At 42.7% G+C, this 21,334-nt stretch carries 14 protein-coding genes; 13 read left to right on the forward strand and 1 reads right to left on the reverse strand.

Annotated features, from left to right (window positions below):
- Nucleotides 1–161: 161 nt before the first annotated feature.
- Nucleotides 162–1,838: an alkaline phosphatase D family protein gene (locus SYJ56_RS08675; RefSeq protein ID WP_323833486.1), complete on the reverse strand. Its 1,677-nt coding sequence runs from the start codon at nt 1,836–1,838 to the stop codon at nt 162–164.
- 266 nt (nt 1,839–2,104) lie between these two features.
- Between SYJ56_RS08675 and SYJ56_RS08680 the strand changes: the two genes are divergently transcribed.
- The 13 genes from SYJ56_RS08680 (at nt 2,105) to SYJ56_RS08740 (ending at nt 20,886) form a co-directional block, all read left to right on the forward strand.
- Nucleotides 2,105–2,692 carry an RNA polymerase sigma factor gene (locus SYJ56_RS08680; RefSeq protein WP_323833487.1) on the forward strand — a complete coding sequence of 196 codons (588 nt, stop codon included), beginning with the start codon at nt 2,105–2,107 and terminating at the stop codon, nt 2,690–2,692.
- A gap of 109 nt (nt 2,693–2,801) precedes the next feature.
- Nucleotides 2,802–3,770, forward strand: a complete 969-nt coding sequence (locus SYJ56_RS08685; RefSeq protein WP_323833489.1) for a FecR family protein — start codon at nt 2,802–2,804, stop codon at nt 3,768–3,770.
- A gap of 116 nt (nt 3,771–3,886) precedes the next feature.
- On the forward strand, nt 3,887–7,405 hold the full coding sequence (locus SYJ56_RS08690; protein WP_323833491.1) for a SusC/RagA family TonB-linked outer membrane protein: 3,519 nt from the start codon (nt 3,887–3,889) through the stop codon (nt 7,403–7,405).
- A 110-nt stretch (nt 7,406–7,515) separates the two neighbouring features.
- A complete protein-coding gene (locus SYJ56_RS08695) occupies nt 7,516–9,270 on the forward strand; it encodes a RagB/SusD family nutrient uptake outer membrane protein (RefSeq protein ID WP_323833493.1) in 1,755 nt (584 codons plus the stop codon).
- A 17-nt stretch (nt 9,271–9,287) separates the two neighbouring features.
- On the forward strand, nt 9,288–10,454 hold the full coding sequence (locus SYJ56_RS08700) for an Sb-PDE family phosphodiesterase (RefSeq protein ID WP_323833495.1): 1,167 nt from the start codon (nt 9,288–9,290) through the stop codon (nt 10,452–10,454).
- A gap of 15 nt (nt 10,455–10,469) precedes the next feature.
- The gene (locus SYJ56_RS08705) at nt 10,470–11,243 is read left to right on the forward strand and encodes an endonuclease/exonuclease/phosphatase family protein (RefSeq protein ID WP_323833497.1); all 774 of its coding nucleotides are present in this window, start codon (nt 10,470–10,472) and stop codon (nt 11,241–11,243) included.
- Nucleotides 11,244–11,274: 31 nt separating this feature from the next.
- Complete coding sequence (locus SYJ56_RS08710; protein ID WP_323833499.1) at nt 11,275–12,105, forward strand: endonuclease/exonuclease/phosphatase family protein; 831 nt, start codon at nt 11,275–11,277, stop codon at nt 12,103–12,105.
- 972 nt (nt 12,106–13,077) lie between these two features.
- Nucleotides 13,078–13,665 (forward strand): TetR/AcrR family transcriptional regulator, encoded by a 588-nt coding sequence (locus tag SYJ56_RS08715; protein ID WP_323833500.1) that lies wholly within the window; start codon nt 13,078–13,080, stop codon nt 13,663–13,665.
- Between the two features lie 255 nt (nt 13,666–13,920).
- Nucleotides 13,921–15,054, forward strand: a complete 1,134-nt coding sequence (locus tag SYJ56_RS08720; protein ID WP_323833502.1) for an efflux RND transporter periplasmic adaptor subunit — start codon at nt 13,921–13,923, stop codon at nt 15,052–15,054.
- Nucleotides 15,055–15,069: 15 nt separating this feature from the next.
- Nucleotides 15,070–18,237 carry an efflux RND transporter permease subunit gene (locus SYJ56_RS08725; protein ID WP_323833503.1) on the forward strand — a complete coding sequence of 1,056 codons (3,168 nt, stop codon included), beginning with the start codon at nt 15,070–15,072 and terminating at the stop codon, nt 18,235–18,237.
- Between the two features lie 9 nt (nt 18,238–18,246).
- The gene (locus SYJ56_RS08730; RefSeq protein WP_323833505.1) at nt 18,247–19,653 is read left to right on the forward strand and encodes an efflux transporter outer membrane subunit; all 1,407 of its coding nucleotides are present in this window, start codon (nt 18,247–18,249) and stop codon (nt 19,651–19,653) included.
- 271 nt (nt 19,654–19,924) lie between these two features.
- The gene (locus SYJ56_RS08735) at nt 19,925–20,173 is read left to right on the forward strand and encodes an RNA polymerase sigma factor (protein ID WP_323833507.1); all 249 of its coding nucleotides are present in this window, start codon (nt 19,925–19,927) and stop codon (nt 20,171–20,173) included.
- Between the two features lie 143 nt (nt 20,174–20,316).
- On the forward strand, nt 20,317–20,886 hold the full coding sequence (locus tag SYJ56_RS08740; protein WP_323833509.1) for a sigma factor-like helix-turn-helix DNA-binding protein: 570 nt from the start codon (nt 20,317–20,319) through the stop codon (nt 20,884–20,886).
- Nucleotides 20,887–21,334: the final 448 nt, after the last annotated feature.

The following is a 21,334-nucleotide window of genomic DNA, read 5'->3' on the forward strand; positions in this document are numbered from 1 at the left end:
TGGAGTTCTAGGTGGAGTATAAAATGCTCAACCCGATATTGTCTCGAATTATGACGTTTGTAGATTTTTTTTTAAGAATTGACTTTCTTTAAATAAAATGTAAGAGGAAAAGCAATCATCAACGGTTAGATCGTAAAGGCAATCCTTATAAGGAGTCCTCATCAAGTTATTTTTTCGTATTGGCTTGCTTTATATAGCCCAGCTATTCCATTTTCAATCGTAAATGAAGCAATAGTATAAATAGGCGCATCGGGTCGTGTGACAAAAGGCATTACTTTGAAGTCAGCTTTAAGCTCATCAGGTTTGGCTACCAATACTACATATCCTCGCTGCTCATTATAAAACTTGATGTCCGGATTGACCTCCATCAGTTCCAAACCAACTGTAGAAAATTCATTTCCATCTCCAGCGCTGCTTATGCTGGTGCCCATAAACTCCGTACCCATTACTTCAGATTGAGGATCATCAGGATTCAGCCTAAGTTCATTGACCCAGTTCTTATGGGAATCACCCGTAAGCACAACCAGATTCTTTACCTGATTTTCTTTGATACTATTCATCAGCCTATTTCTGGTAGCGGCATACCCATCCCAGGAATCAGCAGCATACTTTATAGCACCGTCCATTTTTCTACCAACTTGGGCCATCCTAACCTGTTGTCCCAAGATATTCCAAGTACATGCTGATTGCGAAAGGTTTTCTGTCAACCAATTTTCCTGTGCTTCACCCAGCATCGTTCTACTTGGATCAAAGCGTGCAGCACAATTTTCTTCCCAGTTACCGCTGCATGCAAAATCGGTTCTGAATTGACGGGTATCCAGCATGGAAAATTCCGCTAGATTACCAAAACTGAATTTTCTGTAAATATTCATAGCTATGCCTTCTGGGATCGAAGTTTTTCTCAAGGGCATATGTTCATAATAAGCCTGAAATGCCACCGCTCTCCGTTGCAGAAATGCAGCATTGTCATCATAAGGAGGGCCAAGCCCGCCCCAGTTGTTTTTGACCTCATGATCATCAGGGACTACTATCCAAGGAAAAGCTGCATGCGCTGCCATTAGGGAAGGATCACTCTTATACTGTCCATACCTGATCCTGTAATCCTCCAATGTCATAATCTCCTTTTCCGGGAGATGCTTTCGAAGTGCATTTGCACCACTTCCCTTTTCATAGATATAGTCACCCAAAAAGAAAACTACATCCAGGTCTTCCTTTACCATATGATCATAGGCCGTATATAATCCAGCGGCGTAGTTTTGGCATGAAGTGATGGCAAACCGTAATTCAGCCAGATCGGCACCGTAGTCAGGAGCAGTTTTTGTTTTACCTGTCTGTGATATAAAGCCTCCAGTCTTGAACCGATAGTAGTAATAGCTGGAAGGTGATAGATCAGCTACTTCCACATGGATAGAATGTGCAAAATTTTTGGTGGCCAATTCTTTTCCATGCTGCACTATATCTCTGAATCCGGGATCTGACGCTATTTCCCAACTCACTTCCAGCTCCTGATCTGTGAGACCTCCGCCTTCTAAAGGCTTGGGAGCAAGTCTGGTCCAGAGTACGATGCCATCAGGTAAAGGCTCTCCTGAAGCGACCCCAAGTGTAAAAGGATAGTCACTGAGTTCTCCTGCTTTTGAATAATAGGGGATTGACCCAATAAGACTTACACCGGATAAGGTAATTGCTGTCTTATGCAGAAATGTCCTTCTGTCTATTTTTTCAGAACTGATGAACAACTGAGATTGCTTAATATGAGGTGAGGAATCCATGGGCAGAGAGATAGGTAAAGTGAAAAGTAAGTACGCCTTTAGGCTGGCCAAAAATATCTCATTCCACATTTTTTTAAAGGATATACTCTTTACCAAATTATTAATTAGGTATTTAATTTGGCTTCCTATTGCCTTCAAAAGTCAGTGTGCAAGTCTTTTGTTTTTACTGCTTCAAATAAGTTGAAAAAAAGAGGCAGGCTTTTGTTTTTCACTGTTTAAACGGAATATGCATACCTTAATTAGATAGGTATCTGTATCCAATCATAACCTATTCTTAACATCATTATTCCTTCAGGCATTGCTGCTTCAGGTAACTTTACTTCAAATATAAGTGCATGAAAGCTATACTAAACGAACAGCTGCTCCTCCGCAAAATCCAAGACGAGGATGATGATGCTTCCTTCAGGCTGCTCTTCGATTCGTACTGGGATATGCTGTTTCATCATGCCCTCAAAAAAACCAAATCCCAGGATTTGGCTATGGACCTGGCCCAGGAGACTTTTATCAATTTCTGGAAATATAGAAAGCGTATTGGCGAAATACAGAATCTCCAAAGCTACCTGATCACCATGCTTAAGTATCAGTTTTTTAAATGGATAGATCAAGAGAAAATAATATTTGATGAGTTGGATTCTTCCCAGCTTAACGGTTCCCATACCGATTCAATTGACGGTTTTAAGATTATGGAGTTTAATGAACTCTATACTTTTTTAATGGATAGAATAGAGGAGTTGCCAGTGAGAAGCAAACAGATTTTTATCCAGAACAGGTTTGAAAACAAGACTGTAAAAGAACTGGCCGAAACCTACTGCATCGCGGAGTCCACTGTAAGAAATCATCTAAGCCAGGCCAATTCCAAACTTCAGGCACAACTGGAAAACAATTTGATGGCTGGTGCATTAATCTCACTAATGATAGCTTGACTTGATTATTGTTTTGTTACTAAACAGAATTTTTTATTCATGATTCAATAATGAATTGTGACTAGATGAAAGCAGTGGATCATGTCTCTTAAGTAGGAAGAGACAGTATATGAATTCACACAAAATTAAAGTACGGTTAAGGAATCTTTTTAGTAAAAAAGAGCAGAATAGATCTCAGCTTGAAGAACTGAATCAATGGTACAACTCATTAAATGAGGAAGTAACCAGACCTATAGATAACGACCGGCTTAAATCGCAGGCTTGGGAAAATATCTTCAATGAAATTCATGCTGTCAAAGTACTGGATAGGAATGAGAAGGAGACAGTTTTCGGAAGTTGGCTCTGGAAAGCGGCAATTCTTCTCATATTTTGCGGAGCTGGCTATGGGCTATTTACTACGCTGCCTGAGCCTCCAGAAAAAGCAAAACTGGCAGCAGGATCATATAGCAATGACATCGGGAAGGTATCTGCTTTTCTACTTCCTGATGGTAGTAAAGTCTGGCTAAGTACAGGGTCGAAACTGGAGTATGCAGAAGACTTTCCATCTAATCGTATGGTTAGTTTATCCGGAGAAGCTTTTTTTGAAGTCATCCGTAATCCTGAATCACCTTTTAAGATTATGACGGGGGCTGTGGCTACGGAAGTTCTCGGCACATCCTTCAACCTTAAATCTTACAATCAATCGGGAGTAGAACTGTCTGTTTATTCCGGAAGCGTTAAATTTTCTGATCAGCACTCCAAGCTGGATTCTGCCATTCTGCTGATGGGTGAAAAAATCAGCTGGACAGCTCAGGCAGGTCTTAGTGAGCCTGAGCTATTTGATGTAGCGGAGCTTCCTGATTGGAGACTTGGCAAAATCACCTTTGACAATGCAAGTATTGAGGTGATCCAATCTACTTTGAAAAGATGGTATGATGTATCTATTGAAGTAAAGGGATATGGGACAAACTGTAATTATAGCGGAGAATTTCAGCAGGCAAGCCTGGAGCAAATTCTTGAAACCCTCAGCTACGCTCTAAACCTAACCTATAAAATAAATGATGCCAATGTGACAATCCATGTAAACCACTGCGAATGAAAAATCCGGTGATTTCAAGAACCACCGGATCAAAGATCGAATGAATTAACTGACTTGATGGTGTACAATTTTGGCGATGCGGCACCTCCAAGTCTCAACCTTTATTTATCAAAATTATGAAAAAAAAATTACTACAACTCATGTGGGATACATCCAAGTGCCTCATGGTAGTCTTCACGATGACTTATTGCCTAAGTGGTCTGGCTTTGGCCAATAGCTCATATGCGCAACATCTTAATCTGACACAGATTACAATACAGTCCAAAAAAACTTCAGTTCTGGATTTCTTTCACCTGGTGGAAAAACAATCTGAATTTAGGTTTCACTTCAATCCTGAAGTAGTAGAGAATAAGCAAATCGCACTTTCAGGCAATGCCGATCTGGAAACCTTGCTTTATGAAGTGGCAGCCCAGACAAGGCTTGGCTTTAAGCAGGTCAATGAATCCATTGCAGTAAAACAAACGGATAGGAAATCCCAGGAGGCTATTGAAGTGAAAATAAAAATCTCAGGAAGGATAGTGGACGTAGAGACTCAAGAGCCCATCATGGGGGCAAGCGTTTTTATATCCGAAACCAGCCAAGGTGCCATGGCAGACCTGGATGGCAATTGGTCACTGGAAATCGATGAAACCCTCTTGGGGAAAGAAATCAAGGCTTCAGCTTTAGGATATAATCCGGAAATGACTACTATCAGTGAAGATGAAATGACTTTTTTACTGATTCCACAGGAGTTGGCAGAAGTAGTGGTAGTAGGTTATGGTACACAGAAAAAAATCAATCTGACGGGAGCTGTTTCTCAGATTGGTTCAGAGGCTATTGAAAATAGGCCTTCGCCAAACTTGACCAGAATGCTTCAGGGAGCTCTTCCCAACTTGAATATCAAAATGGTGGATGGTAGCCCCACTCGTTCAGCAGCTTTCAATATCCGTGGTGCTACTTCCATAGGAGCAGGCGGGGATGCGTTGGTATTGATCGATGGGGTAGAGGGAGATGCCAACTTGGTGAATCCTAATGATGTGGAAAGTGTAACTATCCTGAAGGATGCTTCTTCTGCAGCAGTCTATGGTTCTAGAGCAGCTTTTGGAGTGGTTTTGATTACTACCAAAAACCCTAAAAAAGGATCTTCTGGTGTGGATGTGAAAATCAGCCATTCGGTCAATCAACGGACAGTAGTGCCCAATCTCGTTACCAATGGCTATGAATGGGCTAAGAATTTTGATGAGGCATTCTTTGCATGGTACGATTACAAAACCCATCCGATCTCTGTAAACAGTATTTTTCCTTTTTCCCTGGAATACCTGGAAGAACTGAAAAACCACAACGAAAACCCAAATCTCCCAGAGACGGTTTTTAACGAAGAGCTGAACAGGTATGAATATTTTGGGAATACTGATTGGTTCAAATACCTGCACAAAGACAATATGCCTGCTACGGAGGCATCTATCAGCGCATCAGGTGCATCTGACAAAGCGAGCTATTATATCTCAGGCCTTTATTATCATCAGGATGGGATTTTCAACTATTCTTCGGATAACTTCAACAAATACAACCTCCGTGCAAAAGGAGCAGTAAACATTATAGATTGGTTGTCTCTCGAAAACAATTTTGATCTCAGTACTTATAAATATGAATATCCACTCCTTGCAAATGGCGATGCCGGGATTTGGAGATACTTGGCTGTGCAGGGCTTTCCTATGGCGGTGATGCAAAACCCAGACGGTAGCTTTACACGATCAGGGTCTTACATAGGAGCTTCTTATGTGGATGGCAGCAGCAAGTCAGATCAGAGTAAATTCTTTATCAGAAACACACCTTCGCTTACTGCAACTCCCTTTGGCGATCTTTTGACTTTCAAAGCCAATTTCACCTTCTCCAAGAATTTCAACAAAGACGTTCGCTACAATAATTTCGTGGACTTTAGCACAGCCCCTGATCAATCCTCCCGCTTCGGACAAAGCTTACTCCGTCAACTTACGGATGAGACCACCTATTGGGGATCAAATATCACCACAGAGCTTAAAAAGAACTTGAATGAGGTGCATGACTTCACCTTGCTGTTGGGTTATAATGTGGAGAGCAACCGATTAGAAAATCTGGATTCCCAACGGGATGGATTACTGGTTGAGACCAAGCCTGATTTTAATCTAATGGATGGGCTCAATTATACCATACGGGGTGGCGGAAGTGAATGGAAATACATGGGCGTCTTTTATCGGTTAAACTATCGTTTTAAAGAGAAATACTTGTTGGAATTCAATGGACGCTATGATGGCTCATCCAAATTCCCAAGTGACCAGCGCTTTGGATTCTTCCCGTCAGTGTCGGCAGGATGGAATATTTCTGAGGAAGGCTTCATGAGCAATACAAAAAACTGGTTGGACAATCTGAAGATCCGCTCTTCCTATGGAACGCTAGGAAATGGAAATGTAGCACCCTATCGCTATATGGAAACAATGACAGTAGCCAAGACCAGCGTGATTTTAGATGGAATACAGAAAGGTTATACCTACCTGCCTGGTGCGATTCCAAATGGCTTGACTTGGGAGAAGGCCACCACCTTTGACATAGGTATGGATGCTTCCTTATTTTCTGGCAAATTCACACTAAGCTTTGACTGGTATAATCGATTGACCACGGACATGTTTACCTATGGTGAGCCTCTTCCAAATGTATTCGGGGCAACTGTCCCTTACGGCAACTTCGCTGATCTTTCCACCAAAGGCTGGGAATATACAATGGCATGGAAAGATGAATTCGCCTTGGGTTCTAAACCTTTCAGCTATAGTATTTCAGGTTCTCTATGGGACAGCCAGGCAGAAATCACCAAGTTCAACAATCCCAACAAACTGATCTCAAGTACCTATTATGAGGGCTCAAAAATCGGAGAAATCTGGGGATATGAAACGATGGGTTTTTTCACATCTGAAGAAGACGTCGCCAATCATGCAGATCAAAGCTTTCTGGTTAACTCAAATAACAGACAATGGTTAGCCGGTGATTTGAAGTATGCAGATCTGAACAATGATGGGGTTATAAATCAAGGGACAAATACAGTAGATAATCCTGGCGACAGAAAAATCATCGGCAACAGTGCGCCGAGATATCAGTTTGGGTTTACACTTTCCGGTAACTGGAATGGCTTTGGGATCTCAGCATTCTTACAGGGAGTAGGCAAGCGTGATTGGTATTTCGCACCTGAGGCGGATTTATTCTACGGTCCATACAACAGGCCGTATGGTTTCCAGCCAAAAATGATGATGGATGATATTTGGACAGAAGAGAATCCTGATGCCTATTTTCCAAGATTCAGAGGATATACTGCGTTGGGAACTGGCAGATCTCTTGGCGCACCGCAAACAAGATATTTACAGGATGCCAGCTACTTACGCTTGAAAAATGTGACGTTGGATTACTCCATTCCTGCTCATCTCCTAGGCAAAATAGGGATGAAGAAGGCACTCGTCTATGTGAGTGGACAGAATATCCTGACCTTCTCCGGTCTATACAAACACACGGATAATTTTGATCCGGAAATCATCGAAGTCCCTACAGGAGATATGACGAATAGCCATGGACAGGGTGATGCCTATCCCATGCTCAAAACCTATACTGTGGGTTTGAATCTTTCTTTCTAATTATTGAATCTATTTGATCATGAAATCGAGCATGTCGCAGGCGACACACAGAGGGGTGATTATTCCCCTTGTAAGATTCCATATGACCATTGAAAACAAATTATAATCATATGAAAAAATCATTGATAATACTTTCTACGGCTATACTTTCCATTATGTCATTCAGCTCTTGCGAAGACTTTCTGGATACTGAGCCAGTGGATAGACTGGTGCCAAATACCTTTTTCCAATCCGAAAAAGACTTAGAATTATATACCACTTCTTTTTACCAAAGGATGCTTCCTGGAGGTCTCGAAGTCGTTCAAAGCGATGAATTGGGAGATTTTACTTCAAAAAACCAATCTCCGACTTTCATCTCGGGAACCTACTCATCAGTAGATGAAGGAGCATGGAACTGGACAGATCTAAGGAACATTAACTATTTCCTCGAAAATTTTGATCAGGAAGTCATTCCACAGGAAGCCAGAGATCACTATGAAGGCATCGCAAGATTCTTCCGGGCCTGGTTTTATTTCGATAAGGTAAAACGTTACGGTGATGTGCCTTGGTATGGGCAAACATTGGATACTTCAGATGAAGAAGAATTGTATAAGCCTAGGGATCCACGTGAATTGGTAATGGCCAACGTAATGGAAGACCTGAATTTTGCAGTGGAGCATATCCGGGATACCAAGGACAACACTTCTTCTATGATCACCCGACAGGTTGCATTGGTATTCAAGTCAAGAGTTGCGCTTTTCGAGGGAACGTTCAGGAAATACCATCCTGAAGCAGGACTTAGTGCCTCGGCAAATGAATTTTTAACAGAAGCGGCGGATGCAGCCAATAAGGTAATAGGAACTGGAATGTATTCTATCTTCAGTACAGGAAGCCCTGCGACTGATTATAGGGCACTATTTACCAGTGAAAATCCAGTTAATACTGAAGTGATGCTAGCTGTGGTGTACAATAACGCATTAAGAAGGTGGCATAATATCACTTGGAAGTTTAACAGCGCTACCTATGGTGCACGCTGGGGATTGAACAAGCAGTTCGTCAATACTTACCTGATGACAGATGGAACACGTTTTTCAGATAAGGCAGGGTTTGACGAATTAGTGTTTGTGGATGAAATGAAAAACCGTGATTATAGACTTGGCCAGACAGTCCGTTCACTTGGGTATACCCGTAGTGACGGAAGTCCTGCACCTCCAAATTTCGGATATACCTTCACTGGATATCATATATTGAAACATAGCCTGGACAATAAAGCGCTGGATGGGATATCTGAATCCTATAATTCCATTCCTTTAATCCGATATGCAGAGGTTCTCTTGAATTATGCCGAGGCAAAGGCAGAACTTGGGCAGTTTGATGAAAGTGTATGGAATCAAACAATCGCTCCCCTTCGTGAACGGGCGGGTGTAAATTCAATGCTGCCGTCCACTTCCGATAGCTACCTTCAAAACACTTATTATCCTGGTATAAGTGATAAGTTTTTACTTGAAGTAAGACGAGAAAGAGCCATTGAGCTTTGTTATGAGGGATTTCGATACGATGATTTGCTTCGCTGGAAAAAAGGAGAATTGATAGAAATGCAATGGAAAGGGATTTACGTTCCGGGCTTGGATATACCAATGGACCTTGATGGCAATGGTACACCTGATGTAGCTTTTGTTCAAACAGTGCCGGAGTCAAAAGTTCCCGGTGTTATCTACTTTATAATTGATGGCACTGCATCTCAGCTTTCTGAAGGAACTAAAGGACATTTGATCTGGAGAGATGATGAGGATAGAGAATTCTCCGAGAAAAAATACCTGCACCCAATCTCAAACACGGATATAGTTCTTAATCCAAATCTGGAGCAAAACCCAGGCTGGGATTGATCATAAAATCAAAAAAAATGATGCAACTAAAATTTAGATATTTACTGCTGATGACCATGGTCATCAGCAGTGTTTCATTCGCACAAAAAAGTTCGGTTATCCTTCCCGATATTCCTGGGTTTTATACTCTAAAAGGTGATTTTCACATGCATACTGTCTTTTCTGATGGACATGTTTGGCCGACCTTTCGGGTGAATGAAGCTATCCGGGATGATCTTGATGTTATTTCTCTTACAGAGCACATCGATTACGAAGGCTTTCCTGATCTGATAGAGAAAGATTACAATAAGTCCTATGAAATCGCATCTAAAGCTGCTGAAAGTAAAGGTTTGATAATAATTAAAGGTGTGGAAATATCCCCTAGGGTAGCCCCGTATCATCACAATGCGTTGTTTCTGGAAGATGCCAATGCTCTTCCTACCGAGTATATGAAGAGTGGTAAGGCGGAATTTGTGATGAAAGACAGCATTACACATGACCAGCTGATGGGACCATTTCTCGCTGCCAAGAAGCAAGATGCATTTGTAGTATATAATCACCCGAGCTGGGGATGGTGGGATAAGAAAGATACAGTGCTGTTTACTTCCTTCCATCAAGAATTATTGGATTTGGATATTCTTAAAGGAGTCGAAGTCGTCAATTCGGGTAATTATAATGTGATTGCACATAGGTTGGCTATGGAGCATAACCTCACCATGCTATGCAATACTGATGAGCATTACGATAACCATCCTAGGTACAAGGAAACCCACAGACCGATGACGTTGGTTTTTGCAAAAGAAAAAACTGCGGAAGGAGTGGAGGAAGCGTTATTTGCCAAGAGAACAGCCTTGTATTTTGGTGACTATGTTGTTGCCAGACAGCCGGAAGCAGAAGCACTATTTAAATCCGCTATCCAGGTGAGTACGGAGCGTAGGTTGCGAAAAGCCGAACCTCTTTTGATACTAAACTTTGTAAATTCCAGTGATATTCCCTTTGAGACCAAAATGCAAGCGGCATATGATATAGAAGGGGCTCCATTGGGAAAGGTCACTATTCCAGCCCAGGATTCGGTTCAAGTGATCCTAAAAGCTGTTTGGAAATATCCTGAGGAAGTCAAAATGAAAGTATTGGTAGAGAATATACTGGTAACGCCTGATTCAGGATTACAGACTGAATTTATAGTAACTACGAATCAAGACTAAGTTGAAATTGCCACTATGATTTTCAAGAGCCACCTTCTTGTTCTGTTTGTAATCTTACTCGATGTGCATTGCTCTTCAGCGCAATCCCTAAAAGTTATTTCTTACAACATCCATCATGGTGCTGATAAGAATGAGGTAAATACGCTAGAGGAAATGGGGGAATATATCAAAGTCTCCAATGCAGATCTGGTGGGTTTACAAGAAGTGGATAGCATGTGCAACCGCTCTGGAAGTGTGGATCAAATGAAGATTTTGGCAGAAATTACCGGAATGCATTATGCTTTTCAAAGGCATTTTGAATACGACGGCGGTGCATACGGTTTGGGGATTTTGTCTAAATATCCAATTATCAGTGAAGAACATAACCAAATCACTTCTATAAAAAATGGAGAAAATAGATCCTTGGCATTGCTCTCTGCCAAAATTTCCTTGCCGGATAGAAAAGAGATTGTCTTTGCCACCGTTCACTTAGCCCTGGATCAATCTACGCGATTGATTCAGGCGGATGAAACGCTGGAATTTCTAGAGTCCGACTTGCCACTTATCCTCACGGGTGATTTTAACTCAGAGCCCGGAACAGAAGAAATCGAATTGTTTTCAGAGCAAATGAAAATGGCGGATGATAAGTTGGACTACACTTTCCCAGTCATAAATCCTTCCAAAAAGATAGACTATATCTGGATCAGTAAAGACCATAGCAAGAATATATCCCATGTCAAAGTACCTTTAACTATTCAGTATTCAGATCACCTACCCCTGGAAGCAGAATTGACTCTCAAATCCAATTGAATTCTTTTAATTTTTCGTTTTTAAAGTTCATATGAAAAGACTACGTTTCTTTACAATATTATTGCTGACTTGTTTGATTCTTTCGTGTGCTAAGGCTCAGGACCCTGCAATCGAGTCAGATCCAATCCAACAACCAGAAATCACAGAAGGTCTGGATATTAAAGTATTGAGTTATAATGTGCATCATTGCAATCCCCCAAGTAAACCCGGGCTGATAGATGTAGATGGTATAGCGAAGGTGATCTTAGATTCAAATGCGGATTTGATAGGCTTGCAGGAAATAGATGTGAATAATGAGCGGTCTGGTATGCATCTGGATCAAGCCGCAAAGCTTGCCGAGCTCACGGAAATGAAGTTCTATTTCTCAAAAGGCATTGATTATAAAGGTGGGGCATATGGAACTGCAATCCTTTCCAAATACCCTATTTCAGAAATGGAGACGATTCATTTACCAGAGGAAGCCGGAACCGAGAGAAGAACGCTATCCGTGCTTACTGTGGAATTACCTGGTGAAGTCCCAGTCAGGTTTGGAAACATACATTTGGACTTTACCAGTGATACTAACGCACTTGCCCAAGCCAAAGCAATCACCACCTATTTTGAAAAGGAAGAATTGCCGATAATCCTAGTGGGAGACTTCAATGTGGAGGCAAGTAGCATGACGATGGCTCATCTGGATAGGACTTTTGACAGGACCTGTGAGCAAGGATGTCCAAATACAATTCCAGTGGTTACTCCTAGAAAAGCAATTGACTTTATTTTGTATTCCAAAGGATTTGAAATTCAGACCATGTTCCATGAGGTGATTCAAGAACATTACGCGTCGGATCATTTGCCGGTATTGGCCAAACTAAGACTTTGAACCTTCGGGTTATTTGTCATATTTTACTCTTTTATATATGGTATTTTTTTACCACAATCAAAAACAGAGGCTGTCCCAAAGATGGGATAGCCTCTGTTTATTTATAAAATTGCTTTTAACCACTCTGTACAGGGTTTTGCACCTATTAAGGTGAATAAGTTGGTTATCCCTACAGTTTGGGTTTTCCAACAATATTTAGGACTAAAGATTGTTTGTGCTGCGTTCCGTTTAGTTGTACTATGTTAGAGTTCTTGTGTCAGGTATAGGGATATTTCCCCTTTACGCAATATAACTAAAGTCACCTCCAACTTTAATTCAAGTAGGAACGGAAGATCGTTCTTTACCTATAGAGACAGCAGAATATTACAAATCACTGCTGAAAAGTTTCGGGATTGTGTGTTGAAACTTTACCAGGGGGCAAGTCATCCTGTTTATCATTACCGAAAAGGGTAATCTTTCAATTATTTTAAGATGATTGAGGATTCTGAGAATTTCCTTTTGAAGAATGGCCCCTACAGAAGAAGGGGAAGTATTTTATTTCTATTACCAGGCTATGGGATGGAGGAATGAAAACGGGATGCCTTTACAGGACTGGAAAACCGCCGCTTTCCAATGGTTATGGAATCTTGAGAATTAGAATTAAAGGGATGTTTTGAAAAGTCTTAATTCTTCTGACATTAAGCCCTGCAAGGGAAAGGACTGCGCGGTGGTGCAGTCAGCAATATGTAGAGGCTGTCTCAAAACTCAAATGTAAGGCCTGAGAATTGAATATTTAGGATTAAAGTTCGGGTGGAACAGCAGGCACTGTGGTGGATATCAAGCTTATTTTTGCGGCTGCGATCAAAGCCAATGCAAGTTCTGGAAAATTGTGATTGATCTAGAGGATACTTCAGAAAATTATTTCTTAAAAAAGTCACCATCTCCGGAACCTATTTTTCCTAACGCTGTTAAGTGATTTAATTCAGAGAAGTGATGGGAAGTAAGGAACGCATATCGAGACTAAAAGAAGAAACCAGAAGTAACATTCTTCGGGCAGCATTTGAGATTGTCAAGGAGGAAGGGTGGATTGGGCTCAGCATGCGCAAGATTGCCGACCGGATTGAATACACTGCTCCCATTATTTATGAATATTTTACCAATAAGGAGGCAATTTTAAATGAACTGGCCCGGATTGGATTTGAGGATTTGGATGAAGTATTGGAGGAGGCCCAAAAGACGAATAGTGTTCCTGAGGAGCAATTGGAAGCGATGTGGATGGCTTTTTGGGAGTTTGGTCTTCACAATAGAGAGATTTACCAGATCATGTTTGGTGTAGAGATGACCTGTTGTATCGCAATGGTGCCGGAAGCCCAGTTGCCGTCCAAAAGATTTTGTCCGGTAATCACCAAGCTGCTTTCTGAGAGAGAGAGAGACACTGGGATTTGTCGACAGAAATACTTCAGTTTCTTTTCAGTAATCCATGGATTGTTGTCGATCAACCTGGTTGGAAAAGGTCTGACTGAAGAAATGAATAAACAGATCTTAAAAGATGCTATTGTAGGAATTATAAAAACCATCTAAAAAATTTTTATCCAAATTTCTAACGCTGTTAGTTTTTCTAATAGTCTTAGAATGTAGAGAATGACATGCTTTATTCTCTACCAAATCCAGAATTAATTTAATCGGTAAAATCACCGGATTCAGACGATATAATTCAAACCTAAAAGCTTTTACTTAACGATGTTAAATTATTTTATTATGTTATTCTATCCTGAGCAAATAATGCAAAAAGTAAATTATTCCAATGATTATCAGAATTTTAAAATCACTAAACCAATGAAAAATTTTATCTTAAGCCTAGGTGCTATTGTATTGCTGAATGCTTGTAGTCCAGCCCATTCCACCGATCAGGCAGCCACTGCTCCGCTACAATTGCCTGTATATTTAATCCAAGAATCAACAGCTGAGACTTCTCTTGAATATCCGGCCACAGTGGAAGGAACCGTCGATATTGAACTACGGCCACAGGTAAGCGGAACACTTGAACGGATCATGGTGGATGAGGGAGAATATGTGGAGAAAGGAAAACCCGTGTTTGCGATCAACGACCTGCCTTTTCGCGAAGCGCTCAATCACGCCATTGCCAATTTCCATGCAGCAGAAGCTGCTTTGGTGCAAAGCGAGCTTGAAGTGGCGAAGTACACACCTTTGGTGGAGAAAAAGGTAGTTTCCGAGTTTCAACTGAAAACCCTTGAAGCAAGCCGCCAACTTGCCCTATCCAATCTGGAGCAGGCAAAAGCACAGGTAGAGTCCGCCAAAATCAATTTGAGCTATACAAAAATTCACGCTCCGGTAAGCGGCTATATCGGCAGGTTACCCAAGAAACAGGGTACGCTGGTCGGCCCTGCAGATCAGAGTCCGCTGACTACACTGTCTGATGTCCATGAAGTGCATGTGTATTTTGCTTTGGGAGAGACAGATTTTATACGATTTACAGACCGGTATGAAGGAGAGACTTTGACGGAGAAAATCAAAAATCTTCCTCCTGTCACGTTGGTACTCGCAGATCACAGCAAGTACTCGGAACTGGGAAAAGTTGATGTCGTAGACGGACAGTTCAATAAAAATACGGGTACAATCACCTTTAGAGCCACTTTTCCAAATAAGCAAGGCTTACTCCGATCCGGTAATACAGGTAGGATTGTGATCACCCACCCCCACATGAAGGCTATTCTGGTTCCCCAGCAGTCGACTTTCGAAATTCAGGACAAAGTCTTTGTAGTAGCTGTAGATGACCAAAATCAAGTTGTCCGGAAACCAATCCAAGTCAGTGGGACGTCCGGAGATAATTATTTGGTATCCGGCGGACTAAATGAAGGAGACAGAATTGTCTTCAAGGGATTTGAGACGCTTCAGGATGGGGCGATCATCTCTCCGGAATCCTCAGAAACAAATCCTGCCAAACCTTAAAAATAATTTAAACCGATGTTTCAAAAATTTATAGACAGGCCGGTATTGGCGTCTGTCATATCAATCCTATTGGTTATTCTCGGGGTTCTGGGGGTATTCAAATTACCCCTGCAACAGTTCCCTGATATTGCCCCTCCGGCAGTGCAGGTGGTAGCCATATATCCCGGCGCCAACGCAGAAACACTGCTGAGGTCAGTAGCTCCTTCACTCGAGGAATCCATCAACGGCGTGGAAGGAATGAGCCATATAAGCTCCACGGCCAGCAATGACGGTTCACTGGTAATCAAAGTGTACTTCGAACTGGGTACCGATCCTGACCAAGCTGCGGTGAACGTTCAAAATCGTGTTTCCCAAGCTACCAGCCAGCTGCCTGCCGAAGTGGTGCAGGCGGGAATCACCACCTCCAAGCAACAGAACAGCTTGTTGATGGTAGTATCCATGTTTTCCACCGATCCCGAGGCTTATGACCAGACTTTCCTGGCCAACTATGCACAAATCAATATAATTCCGGAGATCAAGCGGATCAAAGGAGTGGGTCAATCGATGATTTTCGGAGGGAATAAGGATTACTCCATGAGGGTGTGGCTAAATCCCAGCCAGATGGCTGCCTATAATCTTACTCCGGCGGAGGTGACCGCCGCCATACAGGATAAGAGTCTCGAAGCTGCTCCCGGGAAACTGGGAGAAAGCAGTGAAGTGGCTTTTGAGTATGTGGTGAAATACAAAGGGAAATTGAATAAGCCGGAGGACTATGACAATATCGTGGTTAGGGCCAATCCTGACGGGACTGTTCTTAGGCTGAAGGATGTCGCCAGAATAGAATTTGGAGCTTATTCCTATACCAACTTTACCAGGGTAGATGAGAAGCAGGGTGTAAATATAGCTGCATTCCAGATTGCGGGATCCAACTCAAGTGAAATCCAGATCGCTATCGGGGAGCTGATGAAGAAGGCTGAGAAAGATTTTCCGGAAGGAGTCGGATACCTGATCCTCTATAACACCAAAGATTCGCTTGATCAGTCAATTTCTCAGGTGGTTACGACGCTGATAGAGGCATTTGTGCTTGTTTTTCTGGTGGTCTTTCTATTCCTTCAGGATTTTCGTTCCACGTTGATTCCGGCCATTGCAGTGCCGGTGGCAATCTTGGGCACCTTCTTCTTTATGTTGCTGTTTGGTTTTTCGATCAACTTGCTCACGCTGTTTGCACTGGTGCTGGCGATCGGGATAGTAGTGGATGATGCCATTGTGGTCGTAGAGGCGGTTCATTCCAAAATGGAGTTTGAGCATCTTTCCCCCAAAGCGGCGACCAGAAGTGCTATGGGTGAGATCACGGGTGCGATTATCTCCATTACTTTGGTGATGGCCTCGGTATTTCTTCCGGTAGGTTTTATGGAAGGATCCACAGGGGTTTTCTATCAGCAGTTTGCTTTTACCCTCGCAATAGCCATTATTATATCAGCGATAAATGCACTTACGCTGAGCCCGGCTTTGGCGGCTTTGTTTCTTAAAGACAAGCATCATGGAATTACTGGAAGTAAAAAACTAACCTTCAGTGAGAAGTTTTTCATCGGGTTCAATTCCGGTTTTGAAAAGCTCACCAATAATTATGTCGGTGGGATTCGAATGTTGATTCGTCACAAATGGGTAGGCATTGCAGCGCTGGCTCTCGTCGTAGTGACTACCGTGGTAATGATCAGAATAACGCCTTCAGGTTTTATTCCTTCAGAAGATCAGGGTTTTATAGCGGTATCTCTGGATCTGCCAGCCGGTGCATCATTGGAGCGTACCACAGAGGTGATGAAGGAAGCAGAGGATGTGCTCAGAGGAATGGACTTTCACCAATCGTTGAATGTGATGTCGGGATTCAATATTCTTACGGAATCCGCTAGCCCTTCTGCAGGTGTTTTGTTTATCCTGCTCAAACCGGTAGAGGAGAGGGGAGAAATCAGTGATATCAATGATATTATGGCAGAAGTAAATCAGAAATTCTCCCAAATAAAAGGAGCAAATTTCTTCGTGTTCACATTTCCAACAGTACCGGGATTCAGCAATGTGGACGGACTTGAACTTGTACTTCAGGATAGATCGGGAGGGGCATTGCAGGAATTCAGTGGGGTAAGTTCCGGCTTCATGGGAAAGCTTATGGGTAGAGAGGAAATCGGTTTTGCCTTTACTTCCTTCAAGTCTGATTATCCCCAGTACAATCTTGAGGTGGATGAGGTGAAAGCTGCTCAGCTTCAGGTAAGTGTTAGGGAGGTACTACAGACGCTTCAGGCTTACTTTGGAAGTATGCAGGCATCGGATTTCAATCGATTTGGTAAATATTACCGGGTGATGATCCAGGCCGAAAAGTCAGATCGGGTAGATGAATCTTCATTGGATGGAATCTTCGTGAAAAACAGTCAGGGGGAAAAGGTGCCGGTGAACACACTGGCCAGACTTGAGCGGGTGTATGGGCCTGAAACGGTTTCCCGGTACAATCTCTTTAACTCTATTGGAATCAACGCCGTTGCTGCACCGGGCTTCAGCTCGGGGGATGCATTGCTTGCAATTCAGGAAGTAGCCAGAGAGGAGCTTCCGAATGGTTACGCGCTTGAATTTACGGGCATGACCAAGGAGGAAATGGGCTCCGGAGGGCAATCGCTGATCATCTTTATTCTCTCCCTCCTGTTTATTTATTTCTTGCTTTCAGCCCAGTACGAAAGCTTTGTTCTCCCACTGGCGGTCATATTCTCTATACCGACGGGCGTGCTTGGGGTGTTTTTGGCAATAGGACTGACGGGGATAGAAAACAATATCTATGTACAGGTAGCGCTGGTCATGTTGATTGGTCTGTTGGCGAAAAACGCCATTCTGATCGTGGAATTTGCAGTACAGCGCAGAAGAGCGGGCAGAAGCTTGTTGGATGCGGCTCTGGAAGGAGCCCGACTTCGCCTCCGTCCTATATTGATGACTTCACTGGCTTTTATAGCTGGTCTTATTCCGATGATGTTTGCGAAGGGTCCTTCCGCACTTGGGAATCATTCAATAAGTATCGCAGCGGCAGGAGGGATGCTGTCAGGAGTGATTTTGGGGCTTATAATCATTCCACTGCTGTTCGTCATTTTCCAGCATATTCACGAGCGCATCAGCAGCCCCAGTGAGCTACAGCCGGAAGAATCAAAAGAACTTGTAACACATTAATCTGATAAAATGAAATCCTTGATTTATAAAATAGCGATAATCCTGTCGATAGGATGGCTGGCAGCATGCAAGGCATCTGAAGACATAGGCACGCCTGTGGATGTTTTTCCGGAAACATTCAGGGGTAGTGAGACATCGGTGGATTCTACCGATGCCACAATTCTCTGGAATGAGTTTTTTATTGACCCAAACCTCGTTTCATTGATCGAACGGGGACTGGAAAGAAACAACAATCTGTTGATCGCCAGGAAGAATATCGAAATGGCGCAGTTGAATTTTAAGCGGGCCAAATGGGGGAATGTCCCTGAATTTGACCTTTTGGTGACGGCTAATTCCTCCCGTTTTTCGGACAACTCCCTGAATGGGATCAGTACGGATTTATTTCTGGAGCGGAAAAGTCTGGAAGATTTCCAGCTTCAGGGCTTACTGAGCTGGGAGGCTGATATCTGGGGAAAAATACGTAGACAAACACAGACTGCCCTCGCCGAATACCTTCAGACCGCTGAGGCTTCTAAGGCTTTGCAGACAGGGGTGGTAGCTTCCATAGCCAAAAGTTACTATAATCTGCTAAAACTTGATGCGCAGTTAGAAGTGGCAGAGCAGAATCTGCAACTCAGCATGCGGACCAAAGAGATCATTGATCTACAGTTTACCTCGGCATTGGTCACTACGCTGGCAAAAGATCAGGCTACTGCGCAGCTGAAGCAGGCAGAGCAGTTGATTCCTTATCTGGAAGGGGAAATAGCGGTAGAGGAAAATACGCTCAGTGTATTGACGGGAGTCGCTCCTAACTCAATCGAGCGGGGCGTATTTCAGGAAAATCTGGCAAGTGTGATCGGAACAGGTGTTCCTGCTGATCTCCTGAGTGAACGTCCGGATGTAAAAGCAGCCGAACTGGGGCTGCAAGCGGCCAATGGAAAAGTAGGGGTTGCCAAAGCAATGATGTATCCTTCACTTCGCATCACTGCGTCCACTGGACTCAATGCTTTTGAAGCTGTAAATTGGTTTAACTTTCCGGGATCCGTATTTGGCGTGGTCGGTGGAAGCCTCGCACAGCCTGTGTTGAACCGGAGAAGGCTGAAAACCAATCTGCAAACGGAACAAATCCAAAGGGAGCAGCAAATTTACACTTTCCAGGAAACCGTCCTGACTGCCTTAAAGGAAGTGTCTGATGCGATGGTGAGAATAGAAAAGACGGCTGAGCGGCAGGATGTTGCTTCTTCACGGGTGGAGGCGCTGGAGCATGCCGTAGGCAATGCGGATCTCTTGTTTGAAAATGGTGTGGCCAATTACCTGGAAGTTATTACCGCGCAGGGTAACCTGCTCCAAAGCCAGTTGGATCTGGTGGAAATAAGAAGCGCCAAACTTTATGCTTCAATTGACCTTTATAGGGCTTTGGGTGGAGGGTGGCGCTGATTTCAAAGATGGGTTGAATCAATTGAATGAAATTTGGGATGGAATGACTTAAAAAGGTATTCCATCCTGAGTTTTTCTTCTGGGAAGGATTTTTCATGTAGCTTAAGAGGCAAAAATACATCCAGTAATAGGCAGAGATCTTGTATGGGGAACGCATGATAATGATTCTGCACATAGCCGACATCTGACATTAGTTTCCTGTCACACTTTTCCATACTTGTTTGTCTTGTAGCAGAAACATTCAAATTTCACAATGAATAATTATCAATAATTGCTTTTTCCGTATGCCTATAACATACTGGGCTCGGCAGAAGATGCACGGGATACTATACAGGAAGTGATATTTAAATTCACTGCAAAAAAAATTGCGCCGGATAATCAGAAAAACTACCTCATAAAGGGAGTGATAAATGAAGCGATTAACCTAAAAAAGAAAAAGTCCAGGACACAGCCAGTTGAAAACTGGCTTCCGGAGCCTGTGGCTACTGACAAAGCTGATCTGGCCCTTGAATTGAATTGAGCTGGTTTCCTATTCGATATTGGTCTTGCTGGAAAAGCTTAANACACAGCCAGTTGAAAACTGGCTTCCGGAGCCTGTGGCTACTGACAAAGCTGATCTGGCCCTTGAATTGAATTGAGCTGGTTTCCTATTCGATATTGGTCTTGCTGGAAAAGCTTAACCCAAAAGAACGGGCTGTTTTCATTTTGAAAGAAGCATTTGCCTATACCCATGTGGAAATAGCCGAGGTATTGGGTATTACTGTGGAGGGTTCCCGGAAACTGCTTAGCCGAGGGCATCAGCGGTTAAATGGACCACTCAATAAACCAGCAATAAAAAACAAGAGGAATTTTGATCTTTTGGACAAGTTTGTTTCAGCAATCAGAACAAAGGACATGGACGGGTTGCAAGCGCTGCTTTTTGAGGATATTGCGTTTACCGCCGATGGAGGCGAGAATATAAAGGTTGTGAAGAAATTTTGCAGAGGCAGGTTAGAAGTGGCAGAACTCTCAATCTTGGTGCACCATCGTTTTCTGGCAAATAAAACGATTCGTACTGGCTGGATAAATCATCAACCTGCCTTAATCTATTATTATCGTGGGAAGATTCTAACCTGTCACGTATTTCAGATGGGGGAAGACAACCGAATTGTCCAAATAAGCAACGTCGTTGACCCTGCGAAACTAAAGCATTTAAGTGACATGGATAAAAAGCTGCTTGCAGGTACAAACTAGGTACCTTCATTGCTTTAGTCTGGTTGTTTTGCCCTCCTTATTTGCGGTTCGCATTTTTTTTGGTTCTTGGGGATTTTACTCGAAATATTCAGAACGGTTTTACCTACTATTATTTACAGTGGGGACTTCCCAAAAAAAAGGCTAGGGACTTAGGTCAATATTAATTTTAATCGAAATCCCGGTTTCGGTAAGCTTGTTTTTTTTTTCCAACGAACCTGTAGGTCTGAGGCAACGGATCGGTGTCCTGTTTATCATAGCTTCCATTTTTTTATTAAATGTCCGTTTGGTCTCTATTTTTTCTGATAAGATAAAATAGCAATCCAGTCACGCTTTTCTCCTTTTGATTGTCTTATATCCAAATCGGACATGACTCTAGAGTTACAGGGAGCGATGATTTTACATAATGTGAGATCCGTGCCCGACGTCTTTCGGGCATCTGACCATTGAT

This window comes from Algoriphagus aurantiacus (assembly GCF_035156405.1).
GTDB classification, from domain to species: Bacteria; Bacteroidota; Bacteroidia; order Cytophagales; family Cyclobacteriaceae; genus Algoriphagus; species Algoriphagus aurantiacus.

Coding starts and splice junctions, on each gene's coding strand:
- SYJ56_RS08720 (WP_323833502.1), top strand. CDS start 13,921: ATGAAAAATTTTATCTTAAGCCTAGGTGCTATTGTATTGCTGAATGCT.
- SYJ56_RS08700 (WP_323833495.1), top strand. CDS start 9,288: ATGATGCAACTAAAATTTAGATATTTACTGCTGATGACCATGGTCATC.
- SYJ56_RS08675 (WP_323833486.1), bottom strand. CDS start 1,838: ATGTGGAATGAGATATTTTTGGCCAGCCTAAAGGCGTACTTACTTTTC.
- SYJ56_RS08685 (WP_323833489.1), top strand. CDS start 2,802: ATGAATTCACACAAAATTAAAGTACGGTTAAGGAATCTTTTTAGTAAA.
- SYJ56_RS08725 (WP_323833503.1), top strand. CDS start 15,070: ATGTTTCAAAAATTTATAGACAGGCCGGTATTGGCGTCTGTCATATCA.
- SYJ56_RS08730 (WP_323833505.1), top strand. CDS start 18,247: ATGAAATCCTTGATTTATAAAATAGCGATAATCCTGTCGATAGGATGG.
- SYJ56_RS08710 (WP_323833499.1), top strand. CDS start 11,275: ATGAAAAGACTACGTTTCTTTACAATATTATTGCTGACTTGTTTGATT.
- SYJ56_RS08705 (WP_323833497.1), top strand. CDS start 10,470: ATGATTTTCAAGAGCCACCTTCTTGTTCTGTTTGTAATCTTACTCGAT.
- SYJ56_RS08680 (WP_323833487.1), top strand. CDS start 2,105: ATGAAAGCTATACTAAACGAACAGCTGCTCCTCCGCAAAATCCAAGAC.
- SYJ56_RS08690 (WP_323833491.1), top strand. CDS start 3,887: ATGAAAAAAAAATTACTACAACTCATGTGGGATACATCCAAGTGCCTC.
- SYJ56_RS08715 (WP_323833500.1), top strand. CDS start 13,078: ATGGGAAGTAAGGAACGCATATCGAGACTAAAAGAAGAAACCAGAAGT.
- SYJ56_RS08695 (WP_323833493.1), top strand. CDS start 7,516: ATGAAAAAATCATTGATAATACTTTCTACGGCTATACTTTCCATTATG.